This is a genomic window from Paenibacillus sp. MCAF9, from assembly GCF_052114265.1.
GTDB lineage: Bacteria > Bacillota > Bacilli > Paenibacillales > Paenibacillaceae > Pristimantibacillus.
Genome location: NZ_JBFREL010000007.1, coordinates 303,635 through 323,284, shown reverse-complemented (window position 1 = coordinate 323,284; position 19,650 = coordinate 303,635). Strand labels below are relative to the sequence as shown.

At 47.0% G+C, this 19,650-nt stretch carries 15 protein-coding genes; 1 reads left to right on the top strand and 14 read right to left on the bottom strand.

Annotated elements, in window-relative coordinates:
* Nucleotides 1–95: 95 nt before the first annotated feature.
* The 4 genes from AB4Z45_RS15510 to ftsE form a co-directional block, all read right to left on the bottom strand.
* Entirely contained in the window at nucleotides 96–1,553 is a 1,458-nt protein-coding gene (locus AB4Z45_RS15510; RefSeq protein ID WP_441910232.1) for a S41 family peptidase, read from the bottom strand.
* A 182-nt stretch (nucleotides 1,554–1,735) separates the two neighbouring features.
* Nucleotides 1,736–2,995, bottom strand: a complete 1,260-nt coding sequence (locus AB4Z45_RS15505) for a murein hydrolase activator EnvC family protein (RefSeq protein ID WP_256710788.1) — start codon at nucleotides 2,993–2,995, stop codon at nucleotides 1,736–1,738.
* Between the two features lie 12 nt (nucleotides 2,996–3,007).
* Nucleotides 3,008–3,925: a permease-like cell division protein FtsX gene (gene ftsX, locus AB4Z45_RS15500; RefSeq protein WP_076266166.1), complete on the bottom strand. Its 918-nt coding sequence runs from the start codon at nucleotides 3,923–3,925 to the stop codon at nucleotides 3,008–3,010.
* The gene (gene ftsE / locus AB4Z45_RS15495) at nucleotides 3,915–4,601 is read right to left on the bottom strand and encodes a cell division ATP-binding protein FtsE (protein WP_076266167.1); all 687 of its coding nucleotides are present in this window, start codon (nucleotides 4,599–4,601) and stop codon (nucleotides 3,915–3,917) included. The genes ftsX and ftsE overlap by 11 nt, the downstream gene beginning before the upstream one ends.
* Before the next feature lie 288 nt (nucleotides 4,602–4,889).
* On the opposite strand from ftsE, the gene AB4Z45_RS15490 reads away from it, so the two are divergent.
* The gene (locus tag AB4Z45_RS15490; protein WP_441910231.1) at nucleotides 4,890–6,356 is read left to right on the top strand and encodes a VanW family protein; all 1,467 of its coding nucleotides are present in this window, start codon (nucleotides 4,890–4,892) and stop codon (nucleotides 6,354–6,356) included.
* Between the two features lie 130 nt (nucleotides 6,357–6,486).
* Here AB4Z45_RS15490 and argH read toward each other — a convergent pair whose 3' ends face one another.
* From argH to secA, 10 genes are all read right to left on the bottom strand, one after another.
* The gene (gene argH, locus AB4Z45_RS15485) at nucleotides 6,487–7,902 is read right to left on the bottom strand and encodes an argininosuccinate lyase (protein ID WP_339205331.1); all 1,416 of its coding nucleotides are present in this window, start codon (nucleotides 7,900–7,902) and stop codon (nucleotides 6,487–6,489) included.
* A 26-nt stretch (nucleotides 7,903–7,928) separates the two neighbouring features.
* Entirely contained in the window at nucleotides 7,929–9,158 is a 1,230-nt protein-coding gene (locus AB4Z45_RS15480) for an argininosuccinate synthase (protein WP_076266169.1), read from the bottom strand.
* A gap of 51 nt (nucleotides 9,159–9,209) precedes the next feature.
* Nucleotides 9,210–10,169: an ornithine carbamoyltransferase gene (gene argF / locus AB4Z45_RS15475; protein ID WP_339205333.1), complete on the bottom strand. Its 960-nt coding sequence runs from the start codon at nucleotides 10,167–10,169 to the stop codon at nucleotides 9,210–9,212.
* 37 nt (nucleotides 10,170–10,206) lie between these two features.
* The gene (locus AB4Z45_RS15470; RefSeq protein ID WP_441910230.1) at nucleotides 10,207–11,415 is read right to left on the bottom strand and encodes an acetylornithine transaminase; all 1,209 of its coding nucleotides are present in this window, start codon (nucleotides 11,413–11,415) and stop codon (nucleotides 10,207–10,209) included.
* A gap of 5 nt (nucleotides 11,416–11,420) precedes the next feature.
* Entirely contained in the window at nucleotides 11,421–12,248 is an 828-nt protein-coding gene (gene argB / locus AB4Z45_RS15465) for an acetylglutamate kinase (protein ID WP_441910229.1), read from the bottom strand.
* A gap of 9 nt (nucleotides 12,249–12,257) precedes the next feature.
* Nucleotides 12,258–13,496, bottom strand: coding sequence for a bifunctional ornithine acetyltransferase/N-acetylglutamate synthase (gene argJ, locus AB4Z45_RS15460; RefSeq protein ID WP_441910228.1), 1,239 nt, complete (start codon nucleotides 13,494–13,496; stop codon nucleotides 12,258–12,260).
* Nucleotides 13,497–13,565: 69 nt separating this feature from the next.
* Entirely contained in the window at nucleotides 13,566–14,615 is a 1,050-nt protein-coding gene (argC, locus tag AB4Z45_RS15455; protein WP_441910227.1) for an N-acetyl-gamma-glutamyl-phosphate reductase, read from the bottom strand.
* Nucleotides 14,616–14,934: 319 nt separating this feature from the next.
* Complete coding sequence (locus AB4Z45_RS15450) at nucleotides 14,935–15,819, bottom strand: YitT family protein (protein WP_441910226.1); 885 nt, start codon at nucleotides 15,817–15,819, stop codon at nucleotides 14,935–14,937.
* Nucleotides 15,820–15,924: 105 nt separating this feature from the next.
* Nucleotides 15,925–17,032 (bottom strand): peptide chain release factor 2 gene (gene prfB, locus AB4Z45_RS15445; protein ID WP_339205338.1). Its coding sequence is split into 2 segments (ribosomal slippage): nucleotides 15,925–16,959 and nucleotides 16,961–17,032, totalling 1,107 coding nucleotides; the frame shifts between segments, so codons are not numbered across the junction.
* Between the two features lie 67 nt (nucleotides 17,033–17,099).
* Nucleotides 17,100–19,607 (bottom strand): preprotein translocase subunit SecA, encoded by a 2,508-nt coding sequence (gene secA / locus AB4Z45_RS15440; protein WP_441910225.1) that lies wholly within the window; start codon nucleotides 19,605–19,607, stop codon nucleotides 17,100–17,102.
* Between the last annotated feature and the right edge of the window lie 43 nt (nucleotides 19,608–19,650).

Genomic DNA, 19,650 nt, shown 5'->3' with positions numbered 1-19,650 from the left:
CCTTCGCTCGTTCCCCATATCCTTATTAACCTAAAAAAATAAAAGGCCGACCCTGTTAAACAGAGTCAACCTCTTATTCATTCGACATGCGCGTATTATTTCCTGCCTACCGCCTTAATTGCTTCAAGCAGCTGCTTATCATTCTTTTTATCCTGAATCCATTTAATAACTTCCTTCTCAAGCGTTTCACCCGTTTGCTTATCGACCTGTCCCGTGGCCGTCAAGCTATGCTCGGATTGGAATTTCTTAACGGCTTCTGCCGTCTCCGCTCCAAAGTAACCATCCTCACGCTTGGGTTGGTATCCAAGACCATGCAGCATAATTTGAACGCTCCGTACTTGTTCGCCCAGCATATCCTGCTTTAACGTATCGGAAAGAGTAAGTCTTGCAACGGTATACAAATCCGGCGGCTGCACCGTAAGATCTGGTTTTATGCCATTTTCATGAATCCAATTGCCCTTAGGCGTTAACCATTTGGCTATGGTCATCTTGAGCAGGCTTCCGTCGCCAAGCGCTTTGTTGTAGCTTACTTGAACAGTGCCTTTGCCAAAGGAGGTTTCGCCAACGAGCTTCGCTCCCGCGCTTTCCTGCAGAGCTCCTGCCAATATTTCCGATGCGCTTGCGCTCCCTTTATTCATAAGAACCGCTATGGGGTACGTTTTTTCTTGTCCCTTCGACAGCGTTTTTTCCCGGTTTCCTTCACGATCCTCTACCTGTACAACTGTCGTACCTTTGGCTAGGAAGGTTTGAGCGATCTCTACAACAACGGGAAGAACGCCCCCAGGATTGTTGCGCACATCAAGAACAAGCCCCTTCATCCCTTGCTCCTCCAGCTTCGCGAGCTCCTGCTTAAACCGCTCTGCCGTATGCAGTGAGAATTGTCTGATTTCAATGACGCCTGTACCATCCGGCTGCAGGCTGCCATATACCGTTTCCACATCGATATCGTCGCGAATGAGCACGAGCTGGATCGGTTCAGAAAAGCCGACACGCTGTACTTGAATTTTCGCTTTGGTTCCTTTTGGACCACGAATCTTCGCTACCGCATCCTGCAAATTCAGTCCATCGAGCTTCGCACCGTTAACCGAAAGCAAAATATCCTTCGCTAATAGGCCAGAACGTTCTGCCGGCGAGCCTTTAATCGGAGAAACGACGACAACGCGTCCATTTTCAAGCGTAACCTCTGCACCGATACCTGTAAACGAGCCTTCGATCGATTCCGAAAAGTGCTTAGCTACGTCCTTCTCCATGTAAACGGAATAGGGATCATCCAGCGACGACATCATTCCGCTTACAGCACCATCAAGCAGCTCCATGCGATCGACCTTCTGATAATATTTTGTTTCAATTAATTCCAGCACCGCATTAAGCTTCGTCAGCTCTTCTTTTTTAAGCCTGAAGCGATCACCGTCATCAGCTGCCGCTGCTGAAAGAGCAGTCGCTGCTGGCTTGTCCGGTTTAATCATTTGGTCCGCGATCGTTAGCGTAACGAGTACGGATGCAATCATCGTTAGCATAACGAACGCGAATACTGTCCGTCCTTTGAAATGCACCTGTCTACACCACCTTCTCATCTTACACGGTCTTAGATTTAAGACCACTCTAGTATATGACAAGCCGCTTACAATTATTTGCATTATTCGGTAAAAATGATCACTTTATCATTTATTTTATGTTTGATTTTAAACAAGGCAGCCACAGGGGCTGCCTCTTGATGTATTTTATGAAAGATTGCCTATTTTAAATATCCGCCTGGATTAACAGGAGTTTGGTTTTTACGCACTTCAAAATGTAAATGTGGTCCCGTCGAATTGCCTGTACTGCCAACCTCAGCAATTTTCTGGCCTTTCTTGACGGTTTCGCCTTTTTCAACTTTGATTCCACCATTACGAATATGTCCGTAAAGCGTCCACAAGCCATTACCATGGTCAATAATGACACAATTTCCGTATGTGCTCCACTTTTGGGCAACGAGTACAACACCGTCTTCCGCTGCGAAAATATCGGTTCCCTGCGGTGCTGCAAAATCCGTGCCTGTATGCGTGTGTGTTTTACCTGTAATCGGATGAACCCGTGTGCCAAAGCTTGAGCTGACGCGATAGTTATCCCTTATCGGCATACCCAGTTTACCGCCCGTATACGGATTCGATATTTTGTTTTTCTCTGCATTCAGCTTCGATACTTTCGCAGCAAGCGCCATAAGCAGCTCCTCTTGCTCCTTGCTGATGCCCTCGAGCTCCTCTAGCGTGGAGTCGATTTGTACAAGCTTATTATCCAGTTGTTTGATATTTGTATTGTAGCTCGCTATCATAACTTCTTTCTCTTGCTCTTTCTTCACTAGATGAGCTTCGTACTGCTCCAGCTTCTCATAAATCTTTTTCACTTCAGCAAATTGCTTCTCTACTTCTATTTTCTTCTGAGCAACAAGCTCCTTCTCTTCTCTTTGCTCCGCCAAAATATCCCGATCCTGCGACAGAATCGATTGAAGAGCATCGAATCGATCAATAAAATCTGTAAAGCTAGTCGCACTTAAGAGTACGTCCATATAAGATACAAAACCGTTCGTATACATAAGACGCATACGAGATTGCAGCAGCTCATCGCGTGTCACTACACGCTCTTCAGCCTGCTCCAGCTCAAGGCCGGTCTGCAGCAATTCCTCTTCCTTCGCATCGCTTTGTGCTTGCATCTTTGTTTTGTTGATGACGACATTATCGATCTCTGCCATCAAATTAGCGATAGAAGCTTCCGCTTCTGTTTTTTTCCCAAGGATAGTTACCTTCTCATTCTCTGCTGTCTTAGCCTGATTATGAGCATTAGCGGCCTGGCGCTCTGCTTTAGCTGCGCGTTGCTCCGCTTCCTTCATTTCCGCCTTAGCGGCAGCTATTTGTTTCTTTATTTCGCTAAGAGAAGCTGCTTCTCCTCCTGTTGGTTGCATAACAAATACCGCAAGCATCATCGTAACTGTGAATAACAGCCATTTCCTCTTCTTCACTTTCGCATCCTCCTACACTTTCAAATACTTGCGTATCGAGATCGTGCTGCCCCAAATGCCGATTAATGTTCCGAGTACGATGAGCAGCGTGGCAGTCAGCATTCCTGACTCCTCTACCGTGACGAGCTTAATCATCATTAGCGATAATTCCATTTGCGTAAATTTCACAAGCTGCGAGTAACCTGCAAGCACAGCTACCGTTGTAATAACCGAGCTAATAATTCCAATCAGTGCACCTTCAATGAAAAACGGCCAGCGAATAAATGAATTCGTCGCGCCAACCAGCTTCATAATGCCAATTTCTCTGCGTCTTGCAATAATGGTCATTTTGATCGTGTTCGAGATCAGGAACATTGCTGTTACGGATAGACCTACAACAACGACGATACCTATGTAACGCAAAGCATTTGTAATTTTGAAAAGAGTCTCGACTGTGCCTTGTCCATATTTGATTTTGGCAATCGGTATAAGCTCATCTGCTTTATTGATCGCATCGATCTGTTTTGCTGCATCCTCGATCGATTGCGGCTCATAAACCTCTACCGTAAATGAATCCGGCAGCGGATTTTTTTCCTTCTCATAACCATCCAGCAAATCCTTGTTCTCATCACCTAGGTTTTTACGAAGCAGCTCTAGTCCCTCTGCTTTAGACACAAATGTTACTTGCTTTACCTCTGTTAAATTGCCGATTTTGTTCTGAAGCTCTGTTATCTTCGCTTTGTCTACATTTAGCTGTAGGAACACACGAATTTGCACTTGACTCTCGATCTGTGCCGCCATGGAATTGACGTTGAGTGCGAGCAATAAAAACACGCCAAGAATGAACAAGGATATAAATATCGAGCTTACTGAAGCAAACGACATCCAGCCATTTCGAATGATGTTTTTGGCGCCTTCTCGCAGATGACGGAGTATAGTTCTAAGCTTCATAGCCGTACTCCCCTCTAGCCTCGTCACGTACGATATTGCCGTTCTCGATTGCAATGACGCGCTTGCGTATGGAGTTAACGATATCTTTATTGTGGGTAGCCATTACGATGGTTGCACCGCGGAAGTTGATTTCCTCAAGCAAGTTCATAATGCCCAGCGACGTTTCCGGGTCCAAGTTGCCTGTGGGCTCGTCCGCTACGATAACAGATGGGTTATTTACAATCGCTCGTGCAATCGATACACGCTGCTGCTCACCGCCCGACAACTGTGCCGGCAGGCTTGCATGCTTATGCTTCAGTCCTACGAGCTCAAGCACCTCCATCGTTCGCCTCTTAATGACGCGGGTTGGGGCTTCTATAACCTCCATGGCAAATGCAACGTTTTCAAATACGGTTAACTTGGGTAATAGTCTAAAGTCCTGAAAAATAACGCCAATATTTCGTCGAACAAATGGAATTTTTCGCGGCTTCAACTTTCCTATATTAAATCCATTAACAGAAATCTGTCCTTTTGTCGGTACTTCCTCGCGATAAATCAATTTCATAAATGTTGACTTCCCTGCACCTGATGGTCCTACTAGATAAACAAACTCGTTGCGATCTATACGAACAGAGACGCCTTTTAACGCATGCGTTCCGTCGGTGTACGTTTTCCATATGTCTTGCATCTCAATCACATTATCACATCCTGTTTATAGTCAGTACTACTATTTCGACAGTTTGTGCTGAATTCCTTCATAAGGAGCTCGCTTTCCTCATTTTTCACAAATCTCATAATCGAAGCAATTGTCGAATCAACCTCCTATTACGTATTAGACAAAATTGCAGAGTAAGCTGCATATACATATAAGACTGCTTTTTTAACATATAAGCATTTATAAGTTTGTTAGCTTATAAAGGGCTTATATTTCTCCGTCAAAAACCGCTTCAGCGTCCTGAGGTCGCCGAAGGCGTTTTTGCTTGACATGCAGAAAGGAGTGATTCATATCATAAAACGTATCCATATTGGCATTATCATCGCAGCATCGCTGCTTCTTATTGCAGCAGTAGGTTGGGGCTTTATTTGGAATTATGCACAGCAAAAAACAGTTCCTGATGGGGTTGATGCCGGCGGCATCGCTGTTGGCGGCATGAAAGTAACAGATGCCCTTAAGCTGCTTGAGGAATATGAGAGCTCGCTGCAGCAGCGCACCATTACCATTCATGCAGCTGCCAATGCCGGCGACAGCAAGCAGTGGACCGTAAACGAGCTTGGGTATAAAGCGGAATTCAAAACCATTCGCGAGGCATTATTGAAGCTGGACGAAGGTGAAATATGGGATCGTGCCGTTTACCGCTATCAGTTCCCCAAACAATATGAGCTCTCGCAAGCTTGGAATTCAGACGCCTTTGATGCCGCACTTCGCAAGCAGTGGAGCTGGATTGAAAAGAGTGCTACCAAAAATGCTGTCCGAAGGATCACAGATACCGACCAAGTCATCTACGAACCGCATGTTGATGCTTTTCGCTTGGATACTGGAAAGCTTGCCGATCAGGTAAATGATTGGGTTATCATAAAAAGGGAGAATATCGGAGCACCTGTTGAGAAGGCCTTTGAAGCTGAGCTGCCAATTACCGTCATTCATCCGGAAGTGACGCTTGAGAAATTGAGGGATGAAGGCATTGAGCGAAAAATCATATCATTTTCCACTGATTTCAGGACGAGCGCAGAAGGACGTGCCCATAACGTGACTGTAACGGCAGAAACGCTCAATGATTGGGTGCTTGCGCCAGATGAAATATTTGATTATGACAAGCTCATTACGAGAGCAGAGGAATTATATGAGTATCGGGAGGCGCCCGTTATTTTGAACGGCAAGCTTGTTCCAGGTATCGGCGGCGGTATTTGCCAAGTCTCAAGTACACTTTATAACGCTATTCTTCGAGCAGGGCTAGAAATTGTTGAGCGGCGGAATCACTCTTTGCCTGTTGCTTATTTGCCTATTGGCCAAGATGCTACTTATGCAGGTGGTGCGATTAACTTTCGGTTCAAAAACACAACGGGTAAATATCTCATCATTCGCACCTCAGTAGATGATCGCAAACTGACGATCAAGCTGTTCGGTACGATGAAAGAAAACGAAAAATATGATATCGAATCGGTAACGCTCAAATCGATTGCCCCTGCCATTCAGGAGAAAACAAATGCTCGCCTATCGCCAGGCCAGAAGGTTACTGTGGAATCAGGAAAACAAGGTTATGTTGTAGAAACATACCGTACGTTTACGCGTGACGGCAAGGTTATCTCCCGTGACCGCTTGTCGCGCGATACGTACAAGGCTCAGCCAACCATCGTTGAGGTTGGTCCAATGAAAGGCGGGAAAGGGCCGTCGGCAACGCCGACTCCGCCACAGCAAACGACAGAGCCGCTGCTTGAGGACGGCGTTTTTTAGGAGAACGGTGCAAGCAAAGTGCGGGCTGCTAACGAATATAGCAAAAAAAGCAGTTCAGATCGCTGCCTCCAAGGCAACGCTGAACTGCTTTTTATTTTATAAACCTTATTTCGCTAAAGAGCGATATCCATTATCTGCTGCGTTCAAGATACTCGGTCACCCAAGCTGCAGTTTGCTCTAGAGCCACCTCTGCGCGACCAATCGCATCTTGCACTTGTGTTTTTGCTGTGCCGCCGTAAACGTTACGAGCATTAACAACCTGTTCTGGTTGAAGCACGGCATAAATGCGATCATCGAACAACGATGAGAACTTTTTGAACTCTTCCAGCGTCAGGTCCAGCAAGTATTTGTTTTGCTCGATGCAATACAATACCGTTTTGCCGATAACCTCATGCGCTTGGCGGAAAGGCAAGCCTTTGCCAACAAGGAAGTCCGCAATATCTGTTGCGTTCGAGAAGTCCTGATTAACGGCTTGACGCATCCGTTCCTTGTTCACCTTCATCGTTGCGATCATTGGAGCGAACAGCTGAAGCGCGCCTTGCAGCGTCTTCACCGTATCGAACATGCCTTCTTTGTCTTCCTGCATGTCTTTGTTGTAAGCAAGAGGCAGTGACTTAAGAACCGTCAACAAGCCAACAAGGTCTCCGTAAACGCGTCCCGTTTTACCGCGAACAAGCTCGGGTACGTCTGGGTTTTTCTTTTGCGGCATAATGCTGCTGCCTGTGCAGAATGCATCGTCCAGCTCAACAAAGTGGAATTCCGTGCTCGACCAAAGGATTAGCTCCTCGCTAAGGCGCGAAAGATGCATCATGATGATCGATGCGTCCGCAAGAAACTCAACAATGAAGTCACGATCGCTTACCGCATCCAAGCTGTTCTCATAAACACGGTCAAACTTAAGCTGGCTCGCCACATAATGGCGATCGATTGGGAAGGTTGTGCCTGCCAAAGCGCCTGCTCCAAGTGGAAGTACATTGATGCGCTTGTAGCTATCCTGCAAACGCTCAATATCGCGTCCAAACATTGATACGTAAGCCATCAAATGATGTGCAAACAGGATCGGCTGCGCACGCTGCAAATGCGTGTAACCAGGTACAATGGTATCAATGTTAGCTTTTGCTTGCTCGATAAGTGCAGATTGAAGCTTATAAAGCATATCTACGAACTCGACAACGCGCTTGCGAAGCCATAAATGCATATCCGTCGCCACTTGATCGTTCCGGCTGCGTCCTGTATGCAGCTTGCCGCCTACAGAACCAACATCGTCGATTAGCGTCTTTTCGATATTCATATGGATATCTTCGTCTCCGATTGAGAACTCGATATCATCACGTTTGATGCGTTGAAGGACGCGGTGCAGCCCGTCCTTAATCTTCTCAACGTCATCCAGCGGAAGAATACCTTGCTTGCCCAGCATCGTTACATGAGCCAGACTTCCTTGAATATCCTCTTCAGCGAGTTCCTTGTCGAACATGATTGATGCTGTGTATTCCTCTACCAATTGGTCCGTTTTTTTTGTAAAACGACCGCCCCATAATTTACTCACTGGTTCGTAACACTCCCTTGTAAACCTTATTTATTGCTAACTGCCGACGATACTTTTAGACGCAATGCGTTCAGACGGATGAAGCCAGTCGCATCCCCTTGATCGTATGCTTGCGTTGGATCAGCTTCCATCGTTGCAATATCAGGGTTGTACAAGCTCACTGGGCTTTGTACGCCTGCTCCGATAACATTTCCTTTATACAGCTTCAAGCGAACAACGCCGCTCACATTTTTTTGCGATTCCGTCACAAGTGCTTGCAAAGCAAGACGCTCAGGCGCGAACCAGAAGCCGTTGTATACGAGCTGGCTATATTTTGCAATCAACGAATCACGAAGATGCATAACCTCGCGGTCCATTGTTAATGATTCCATTTTGCGGTGAGCTGTGAACAAAATTGTGCCGCCTGGTGTTTCGTACACGCCGCGGCTCTTCATGCCGACGAAACGGTTCTCAACCATATCAACGCGTCCGATGCCGTGCTTGCCGCCAAGCTCATTCAGCGTATCCATAACTTCTAGCGGGCTAAGCTCTTTGCCGTTAATAGCTGTGCAATTGCCCTCTGCAAAAGTAAGCTCAACATATTCTGCTTTATCCGGCGCATTCTCAGGAGATACGCTTAGCACATACATGCTTTCGTTTTCTTCAGAGCTAGGATCGAACCAAGGATCTTCCAGCATGCCGCTCTCAAAGCTGATATGCAGCAGGTTGCGGTCTGTCGAATAAGGCTTCGCAGCAGACGCCGTAACTGGAATATTGTGTTTCTCTGCATAAGCGATCATTTCCGCACGACCCGGGAATTCTTCACGGAATGCTTCAAGGCGCCATGGCGCGATAACGCCGATCTCAGGAGCAAGTGCAGCAGCAGTCAGCTCAAAACGAACCTGATCGTTGCCTTTGCCTGTAGCGCCGTGTGCGATATAAGCTGCGCCTTCTGCACGAGCGATATCAACCATACGCTTAGCGATAAGCGGACGGGCAATGGAAGTACCGAGCAAATATTGACCTTCATAAAGCGTTCCCGCTTGGAACATCGGGTAGATGAAGTCTTTGGCAAATTCATCGCGAAGATCGTCGATGTACACTTTAGAAGCGCCCGTTGCGAGTGCTTTTGCTTCCAAGCCGTCCAGCTCATCCTTTTGACCGATATCTGCTGTAAATGCGATGATTTCTGCGTCATAAGTTTCTTTCAACCATTTGAGGATAACCGAAGTATCCAAGCCTCCGGAGTAGGCGAGTACGATTTTTTCTTTTGCCATAGTATTGTTTTACTTCCCTTCGAATAAATTCATATATTTATAGCTTTTAAGCTAGGACATAATTGCTGCCATAATCGCTTTTTGTGCATGAAGACGGTTCTCTGCCTGGTCGAAAATAATCGAACGATCGCCGTCGATTACGCCTTCACTCACTTCTTCGCCGCGGTGTGCAGGCAAGCAGTGCATGAAGAGATAGTCCTTCTTCGCATATTTTGTAATCGCCTCATTAACCTGATAGGCCGCAAAAGCAATCTCGCGTTCCTTCTGCTCTGCTTCTTGACCCATGCTCGCCCACACATCCGTGTACACGATATCAGCGTCAGCAATAGCTTCCTTCGGATCGCGGCAAATGTGAATTTGCGAGCCTGTCTCAGCAGCATGATCCTTCGTTTGCTGAATAATGTCGGCATCCGGCTCGTAACCCTCAGGAGTCGCAACAGACATATGAAGGCCAAGCTTCGCAGCGCCCATCAACAGGGAATGAGTCATATTGTTGCCATCGCCGATATAGGCAATTTTCAACCCTTCCAAACGACCCTTTTGCTCAAGAATGGTTTGGTAATCCGCAAGCGCTTGGCATGGATGTGAAAGATCCGTCAAACCGTTAATGACCGGAATCGTCGCTCCACGAGCAAGCTCAACCACTTTGCGATGCGCAAATGTACGAATCATAATACCATCTAGATAACGGGACAACGTTTGGGCTGTATCCCAGATCGTTTCGCCGCGACCGATTTGCAGGTCATTTCCACTTAAGAATAGACCTTGACCGCCAAGCTGGTACATCCCAACTTCGAACGAAACGCGCGTACGTGTAGACGATTTTTCAAAGATCATGCCAAGCGTCTTGCCTTTTAGAATATGGTGAGTTTCGCCTGCTTTTTGTTTTTGCTTCAAATCAATCGCTAGGTCGATCAAGTAACGAATTTCCTCTGGCTTAAAATCAACCAGCATGAGAAAGTCGCGCCCCTTCAAGCTTTGCGCCAAATCCTCGTTTACTATTCCTTGCATGGTAGCCCTCCTTCAGCTTAAAACAATGTTCTAGCATTTATGATTTAACGACTGGTCGCTTCGCTTCCAATAGTTCGACTAATAACGCAACAGCAATATCTATTTCTTCATCCGTAACGAGTAAATTAGGCAATAGGCGGATGACATTTGGCCCTGCCGAAATGGCGATTAGACCACGTGTCTGAGCCTCGTTCAAAATATCGGCAATCGGCTCTGCGCATGCAATGCCTACTAGCAGGCCAAGCCCGCGAACCTCATGAACAAATTCATTTCCTGCAAGCTTCTCGCGAAGCTGCGAAATGAGATATTCGCCTTTTTGCGCTGCGCGCTCCGATAAATTGTCACCAACAATTGTCTCTAGAGTTGCCTTTACAACTGCTGTTGCAATCGGCGTCCCGCCGAAAGTTGAGCCATGGCTGCCTGCGGTAAAGCCTTCACGAAGCTTTTCCTTTGCTGCCATCGCGCCAACAGGAAAGCCGCTTCCAAGACCTTTCGCCATCGTGAAAATATCAGGCTCAATGCCGTAGTGCTCATATGCGAACAGCTTGCCTGTACGCCCCATTCCTGTTTGAATCTCATCCACAATAAGAAGGATGCCTTGCTTCTCGCATAACGCAACAAGTTCCTTCATATAACCTGGATCAACTGGATAAATACCGCCCTCCGCTTGCACCATTTCCAGCATGACTGCTGCAGTCTGATCAGATACAGCCGCTTCAAGCGCAGCTAGGTCGTTCAGCGGGATGGTTTTGAAGCCAGCCGGCAGCGGCGCAAAACCTTCCTTCACCTTATCCTGGCCAGTTGCCGTAAGCGTAGCTAGCGTACGGCCATGAAACGATTGCTCAAAAGTAATAATTTCGAACCGGCCATTGTTCAGTACCTTCTGATTGTAACGGCGTGCAAGCTTGATAGCCGCTTCATTCGCTTCAGCGCCCGAGTTGCAGAAAAATACAGCATCCGCGCAGCTATTGTCGGTAATGAGCTTGCCTGCATCCGCTTGGTTCGGAATATGGAACAGATTTGATACATGCCACAATTCATCGAGCTGCTTAACAAGCGCCGCTTTGATTTGTTTAGGAGCATGCCCTAGATTTGTAACAGCAATACCGCTCATAAAATCAAGATATTTATTTCCTTTATCATCCCATAACCAGCTGCCTTCACCTTTTACCAATGCCATTGGATATCTTGCATAGGTTGGAAAAAGAGATTGGTCAGCTGCAGCTGTTGCATTCGTTTCACTCATCGACCTTACACCCGCCCTTCATGGATTTGAACAATTCGTGTACCGACGCCGCCTTCGCGTACCGCTCTCGTCAGCACACCCGGCTCCTCGCCGCTTACGATCACAACTTCACGCACACGTCCTTGAATGCACTGAATGGCTGCGCGAACTTTTGGAATCATGCCGCCGTAAATCTCGCCGCTCGTTATCATCTCTTCGATCTCAGCAACGGAGACAACGGGAAGCACCTGCTTCTGTCCATCTATTGTTTTGAGAATGCCGGGCACATCCGTTACAACGATCATTCGCTCTACTCCGAGATGGGACGCAACAGCGCCTGCAGCCGTATCCGCATTAATGTTGTAGCGCTGCCCTTGATCATCAATACCAATTGGTGCAATAACCGGAATGTAACCCATGCCCATGACACCTTCAATAATCTCAGCATTTACATCGGTTACGTCGCCAACAAAACCAATCTCGGCAGCATTCGCAACTGGCTGCGCTTGAATGAGCTTGCCGTCCACCCCGGATAGTCCGAGTGCCTTCGCGCCGTTGATTTGAATTTTACGCACAATTTCTTTATTGATACGTCCTGCTAGCACCATCTCAACGATGTCAAGCACAGCATCGTTTGTTACACGCAGACCGTTAACAAATCCCGTCTCGATCCCCAGCTTGCCAAGCGTTTCCGATATTGCTGGGCCACCGCCGTGTACAATGACCGGAAGAACGCCGGAGAGCTGAAGCTCCCGCAACTCGTCAAAAAAGCTGTTAGGAAGCGCCGCTAGCGTACTGCCTCCGCATTTCATTACAAATCGTTGCTCCGTCACTGTTCCATACCCTCCAAGCATCTACTTTGCTTATGTCCGATATGCCGCATTAATGCGAACATAGTCATAGGTCAAATCGCAGCCCCATGCTGTTGCCGTTCCTTCGCCATTATGTAAGTCAACGCGAATAACAACGGTATCGCCTTTCAAATATTCCAAGGCAACCTCTTCATCAAATACAACAGGACGGGATTGCTCAAGCGTCAAAATATCGCCAAGTCGAATGTCAACTGTCTCTGGATTAACCGGCTGGCCCGCACGGCCTACTGCCGCAATAATACGTCCCCAGTTCGCGTCCGCTCCAAACACGGCCGATTTCACAAGTGACGACCCGATAACCGTCTTTGCAATCGCTTGTGCTGAATCGTCGCTTACCGCACCGTTCACTTGCACCTCAACGAGCTTAGTTGCGCCTTCGCCATCACGGGCGATTGCTTTGGCAAGCACCTCGCATACATGACGGATAGCCGCTACAAAAGCTGCCCAGCCTTCGTGGGCTTCTGTCAGCTCCGAGTTGCCAGCAAGTCCACTCGCCATAGCAACCAGCATATCGTTCGTGCTTGTATCTCCATCAACGGTAATCATATTGAAAGTCAGATCCGTCGCAAGGCGCAGCACCTTCTGAAGCGCTTCGCTTCCAATGGCTGCATCTGTCGTTACAAATCCAAGCATCGTCGCCATATTCGGATGAATCATGCCAGAGCCTTTGGCAGCACCTGAGACATATACACGTTTGCCGTCCAGCTCAAGCTCCACGCATACCATCTTTTGAACCAAATCTGTCGTTAAAATCGCTTGGCAAAAATCATCCGCGCCTGCGCGATCTCCGCCCAGCTTAGCAGGCAGGCCATCGATGCCTGCGCGTACTTTGTCCATTTTCAAAAGCTCGCCAATAACGCCTGTAGATGCTACGGCTACCTGTTCAGAAGATACGCCGATTGATTCCGCAAATCTAGAGCGCATTTCGTATGCGTCCGCTTCGCCTTGCTTGCCTGTGCACGCATTCGCATTGCCGCTATTTACAAGCACAGCACGCAGAACGCCGCCAGCACCGATACTCTCACGAGTTACTTGAAGCGGAGCAGCTTGAAATACATTCGTTGTATATACGCCCGCTGCTGCTGCTGGAACCTCGCATACGATTGCGCCAAGATCGTGACGCGTCGTTTTTTTGAGACCACAGTGCAATCCACCTGCTTTGAAGCCTTGAGGCGTTGTTATCGAGCCGTCAGCGACGACCGAGAACAAGGCTGTTTTATCCTGTCCCATCGTAAAATCGTATCTCCTTCACCTGTATGAGTATGGTTATAAGATCAGTAGGAATGTTTTCGTTATTAATTAAGGATAAACGGGAACGAATTGCAAACCGAGCGTCTCGTCCCAGCCCATCATCAGGTTCAAGTTTTGAATCGCTTGACCCGCAGCGCCTTTAACCAGGTTGTCGATAACAGAAACGATAGTTACACGATTCGTACGCTCATCGACGGCAAAGCCGATATCGCAATAGTTGGAGCCCCAAACTTCTTTAGTAGAAGGCCATTGTCCCTCTGGACGAATACGCACAAACTTGCGTCCTTCATAGTAGGAACGATAGAGATCAATAAAATCGCTAGTGCTCCGCTCGCCTTGAATGACAGCATACATCGTAGACATAATGCCGCGTGTCATTGGCACGAGATGAGTTGTAAAGGTAGTCACGACCGGCTTATTAGCCGTATGAGATAACACCATTTCAATTTCTGGAATATGTTGATGCTGATTTAGCTTATATGCTCTTAAATTTTCATTAAGTTCTGAATAATGAGTGCCTAGCGACGCACCGCGGCCAGCACCGGAAACGCCTGACTTGGCGTCAATGATGATGGTAGACGGGTCAATCCAGCCTTCTTTGACAGCTGGGAGAAGACCTAACAGCGTCGCAGTTGGGTAACAACCCGGATTAGAAATAAATGGAGCATCCTTCACTTGGTCGCCGTATATTTCCGCAAGGCCAAACACCGCTTGCTTCAAGTAAGCCTCATCCGCTGCAGGCTTCTTATACCACTGCTCATATAATGCTGGCGATTTCAAACGGAAATCTCCTGATAGATCAATAATTTTCAAACCAACTTCAAGCAAAGCTGGAACCAGCTTAGCTGCCACGCCAGCAGGTGTAGCTAGAAATACAACATCTGCCTTTGCTTTAATCGCAGCAGGATCGACATCATCAAGAAGCTCTTCGCTAATGCCGATGAGGTGTGGATATCCTTCTGTTATTGACGTACCTGCGCTGGATGACGAAATGACCGATGCCACCTCTGCCAGCGGATGGGATGCGAGCAATCGAATGAGTTCTACACCGCCATAGCCAGTTGAACCGATAATCGCTATTTTCACCTTTATGCTCATGTTAATCTCTCCCCGAAACTAGATGCTGCAAGCTATCTTTTCCCCTACTATGCAGCTTCATCTATTGCTCTTTCCGCACGCGGAAAGGATGTTTTCTTCCACAACTTATAATTGTACAACATTCGGAAGTTGATGGAAATACGCACATTGTTTCGTATTATTATACATTCGAATTCATATTAATACAACGAACAAATGATGATAATTTTGCTCAATTTATGAATTGTTTGAGAGATGGATTCATTAAAACAAGAACAAATGTTCTCTTTTCATTTTAGCACAAAAAACTCGTTAATGGTATCGTTTGGATATTATTTTGTTAGCTGTCCAGCTTGAAGCCCTGACCAATTACCTCTGCTGTATTGCTAATTATTACAAAGCTGCCAGGATCAATAGACTTCACAATTTGCTTTAGCTTCGGCACCTCATTCTGGCCGACTACTACCATCAATACCGTTCGCCCTACGCCAGTATATCCGCCATGACCATCAAGCCGCGTCAAACCACGATCCAAATCATTAAGAATCGCTTCAGCAACATCATCCGAATGGTCGCTGATTATAAAAGCTACCTTAGATAGCTGCAATCCGCTTTGTACAAAATCAATCGTCTTGCTTGTCACGAATAAACCAATCAAAGCGTATAGCGCAACCTCAGGAGAAATGATTATTCCAGCCGCAATAATGACGCAGCCGTCGAAACAAACGATCGCTAAGCTAAGCGGAAGGCCTGTGTAGCGATGTAAAATTTGCGCAGCTAAATCCAAGCCGCCTGTTGAAGCCCCTCCTCGAAAAACAAGTCCGAGCCCTAGACCAACCCCGATACCGCCATAAATAGCCGCAAGCAGCGGATTGTCCGTAGGTGATGGCCAGCCATTTGACAGCAGCACAAATAGCGGCAAAATAATCGATCCTAGCGCTGTTTTTGCGCCAAATCGTTTGCCAAGCAGCCACAAACCCGCGATAAACAGCGGTATATTAATCGCCCATTGCGTGATAGCAGGAGTAATGCCTGCTGCTCTTTGGACGAGAATAGATATACCCGATACGCCCCCGGAAGCGATTCCATTGGGTACCATGAACATATTGAAGCTAATCGCTACGATAGCTGAACCAATCAGAAGCTGAACTATATTCCATACGGATTGGGTTCGCGGACTATAACTGCGTCCACCTTTTCTCCGCTTCGCCGTGCTTTCTTTCATCCCTTTTTATCTCCTCGCAAGCCGATTATCGCAAAAAGAAGAGTTCCACACGTTTACCGTGTTGGAACTCTTCACTGAAGCTATCCATTTGTATATGGTCGCAAATTACTCGTGACGAATCTGATGACGCAAATATCCATCGATAAAAGGGTCGATGTCGCCATCCATAACCGCGCCGACATTACCTGTCTCTACAGAAGTACGGTGATCCTTCACCATGCTATAGGGATGGAAAACATAAGAACGGATTTGGCTTCCCCACGCGATTTCCGATTGATCGCCGCGTATTTCCGCCAAATGCTTCATCTGCTCCTCGATCTTCCGATCATACAGCTTAGAACGAAGCATCTTCATCGCACGTTCCCGGTTCTGAATTTGTGAACGCTCCTGCTGGCAAGCAACCACAATGCCTGAAGGGATGTGGGTAATACGTATAGCCGACTCCGTCTTATTGACGTGCTGACCGCCTGCTCCACTTGCGCGGTACGTATCCACCTTAAGATCTTCAGTTCGGATTTCGATCTCAATGCTGTCATCGATTTCTGGGACTACATCACAGGAAGCAAACGACGTGTGACGTCGACCAGCAGAATCAAACGGAGAAATGCGAACCAAACGGTGTACGCCTTTCTCTGCCTTCAAATACCCGTAAGCATTAAAGCCCTTCACCAAAATGGTGACACTTTTAATGCCGGCCTCATCACCGGGCAAGTAATCAAGAAGCTCAACCTTGAAGCCGCTCTTCTCCGCCCAGCGCGTGTACATCCTGTAAAGCATTAAACCCCAGTCCTGAGACTCCGTACCGCCAGCACCAGGATGAAGCTCAAGAATCGCATTAAGCTTATCGTAAGGCTGATTAAGCAGCAGTTGAAGCTCGAACTCGCTAATTTTGCGCATGAGCTTCTCCACGCCGCTCACGACGTCTGATGCAAGCGACTCATCGCCTTCATCTTCCGCCAGCTCCAGCATCATCTGAAGATCTTCCTGCTCGCTGTTCAACCCGTCGTAATGATCCACAACTGACTTCACCGCATTAAGCTCAGAAATAACGCTTTGCGCTTTGTCATTATCATCCCAAAAATCAGGGAAAGTCATCTTCTCCTCGAAATTAGCAATCATTTCTTGCTTAAGATCTAAGTCAAAGGGACCCCCTAAGCTCTTGGAGCCGCTTGGCCATTTCACGCAGGTCTTGTTTAACCGTTATGTCTATCATAGCTTCCGCTTCACCTCAAAATAATGGTTCATTCTTTATTTTATGCCATGCTATTTAATGCCGTTCCTTACTTGCCGTGGCACTGCTTGTATTTCTTGCCGCTGCCGCAAGGACATGCATCATTACGACCTACACGGTCCTCACGTTTAGCAGGGCGCTTCTCCATAGCTTCTCCGCCGCCGCTTGTTGTAGTCGTTTGGCCTTGAGCTACTTCTTGACGCTCCAGGTTGCTCTCTACGCGTGCCTTCATAATGTATCTTGCAACTTCCTCGTGGATGCTCTCGATCATTTCCTTGAACATCTCGAAGCCTTCAAATTGATATTCACGAAGCGGATCAGTACCGCCGTATGCACGCAGGTGGATACCTTGACGGAGTTGATCCATCGCATCGATGTGATCCATCCATTTGCTATCTACCGCACGAAGCACAACGACTTTCTCGAATTCGCGCATCGTTTCTTCCCCAAGCTCTGCTTCACGCTCATCATAGGAAGCAACAACTTCAGCATAAATGTAATCGATGATTTCTTCCTTCTCTTTGCCCCAAATCTCTTCCTTGGTCAAAGATCCTTCTTGCAGGAAGTTCGCTTGCGCATAATCAACGATTGCTTGAAGATCCCACTCCTCTGGAATATCCTCCGAACAGTGAGCTTCAACTATACGTTCGATGACAGGCTTAAGCATTTCCATAACTTCTTGGCGGATGTTCTCCGAACCAAGAATATCACGGCGCTGCTTATAGATAACCTCACGCTGTTGGTTCATAACATCATCGTATTGTAGAACAACTTTCCGAATGTCAAAGTTATTGCCCTCAACGCGTTTCTGCGCGGATTCAATCGCTCTAGAAATCATCCGGCTCTCAATCGGTTGATCCTCATCCAGTCCTAGCTTATCCATCATGCCCATAATATTCTCAGAACCGAAGCGGCGCATCAGCTCATCCTCAAGCGATAGATAAAACTGTGATGAACCTGGATCGCCTTGACGTCCAGCACGACCACGCAGCTGGTTATCGATCCGACGGCTTTCATGGCGCTCTGTACCAATGATGTGCAAACCGCCTAGTTCAGCAACCTCATCACCTAGCAAAATATCGGTACCACGACCAGCCATGTTCGTTGCGATCGTTACGGAGCCTGCTTGACCAGCTCTCGAAATAATTTCTGCCTCTTCCGCATGGAACTTCGCGTTGAGCACTTTGTGCGTAACGCCTCTGCGCTTCAGCATATCTGATAATTTCTCCGAGTTCTCGATAGAAATTGTACCTACGAGCACTGGTTGATTTTTACTGTGGCGTTCTACGATTTCTTCCACGACCGCTTTGAATTTACCGAGTTCGGATTTGTAGACAACATCTGCAATATCCTTACGGATCATGGAACGGTTAGTAGGCACTTGAATAACGTCGAGTCCATAAATACGCTTGAACTCTTCTTCCTCTGTCTTCGCAGTACCCGTCATACCAGCAAGCTTGCGATACATACGGAAGTAGTTTTGGAATGTAATTGTCGCAAGGGTCATGCTCTCGTTCTGAACCTTCAGATCTTCCTTCGCTTCAATCGCTTGGTGAAGACCATCGCTATAACGACGTCCAGACATTAAACGACCAGTAAATTCATCAACGATGACAACTTCTTCTTCTTCCACAACATAATCCACATCGCGCTTCATAATGAAGTTCGCTTTTAGCGCTTGCTGTATGTGGTGGTTGAGCGTTACATTCGCATGATCGAATAGGTTCTCGATTTGGAATGCCTTCTCCGTCTTCTCAACGCCTGCCTCAGTCAGCATAACGCTGCGAAGCTTAATATCGATCGTGAAATCCTCTTCAGGCTTCAAACGGCTAATAAAGCGGTCTGCGGCGAAGTAGAGCTCTGTTGATTTAGCAGCCTGTCCAGAAATAATAAGCGGAGTCCGCGCTTCATCGACAAGAATGGAATCCACTTCATCGATAATGGCGAAATAAAGAGGACGCTGAACCATTTGTTCTTTGTATAGCACCATGTTGTCACGCAAATAATCAAAACCAAATTCATTATTTGTACCATACGTAATATCGCATGCATATGCTTCTTGCTTCTCGTCATGCGACAAGCCGTGAAGGTTACATCCGACAGTCATGCCTAGGAAGCCATACAGCTGTCCCATAAGCTCACTATCACGTTGCGCTAGATAATTATTGACCGTGATAACATGTACGCCTTTGCCAAGCAATGCGTTCAAATAAACCGGAAGCGTCGCAACGAGCGTTTTACCTTCACCCGTTCTCATCTCCGCAATTTTACCTTCATGAAGAACGATACCGCCGAGCAGCTGCACATCAAAGTGACGCATGCCAAGCGTACGCTTGGATGCTTCTCTAACTGTTGCAAAAGCTTCAGGCAATATTTTATCTAATGTCTCGCCTTTTTCAATTCTTGCTTTGAATTCCTCAGTTTTCGCGCGAAGCGCATCGTCAGATAAAGCAGTGAATTTTGACTCAATCGCATTTATTTCATCTACCGTCCGTTGGATCCGCTTTACCTCGCGCTCGTTATGGTCACCAAATATCTTTTTCACTAATCCGAGCATGGAATTCCCCTTTCGTAGTAACGCCTCTTTGCATTAAATTGTA

What these genes read in the sequence shown, in the direction of transcription:
- AB4Z45_RS15480 (WP_076266169.1), bottom strand. Translation starts at nt 9,158, where the DNA reads ATGGCAAAAGAAAAAATCGTACTCGCCTACTCCGGAGGCTTGGATACT.
- ftsX (WP_076266166.1), bottom strand. Translation starts at nt 3,925, where the DNA reads ATGAAGCTTAGAACTATACTCCGTCATCTGCGAGAAGGCGCCAAAAAC.
- secA (WP_441910225.1), bottom strand. Translation starts at nt 19,607, where the DNA reads ATGCTCGGATTAGTGAAAAAGATATTTGGTGACCATAACGAGCGCGAG.
- argB (WP_441910229.1), bottom strand. Translation starts at nt 12,248, where the DNA reads ATGCTTGGAGGGTATGGAACAGTGACGGAGCAACGATTTGTAATGAAA.
- AB4Z45_RS15470 (WP_441910230.1), bottom strand. Translation starts at nt 11,415, where the DNA reads ATGAGTGAAACGAATGCAACAGCTGCAGCTGACCAATCTCTTTTTCCA.
- argC (WP_441910227.1), bottom strand. Translation starts at nt 14,615, where the DNA reads ATGAGCATAAAGGTGAAAATAGCGATTATCGGTTCAACTGGCTATGGC.
- AB4Z45_RS15490 (WP_441910231.1), top strand. Translation starts at nt 4,890, where the DNA reads ATGCAGAAAGGAGTGATTCATATCATAAAACGTATCCATATTGGCATT.
- argF (WP_339205333.1), bottom strand. Translation starts at nt 10,169, where the DNA reads ATGCAAGGAATAGTAAACGAGGATTTGGCGCAAAGCTTGAAGGGGCGC.
- AB4Z45_RS15450 (WP_441910226.1), bottom strand. Translation starts at nt 15,819, where the DNA reads ATGAAAGAAAGCACGGCGAAGCGGAGAAAAGGTGGACGCAGTTATAGT.
- argJ (WP_441910228.1), bottom strand. Translation starts at nt 13,496, where the DNA reads ATGGGACAGGATAAAACAGCCTTGTTCTCGGTCGTCGCTGACGGCTCG.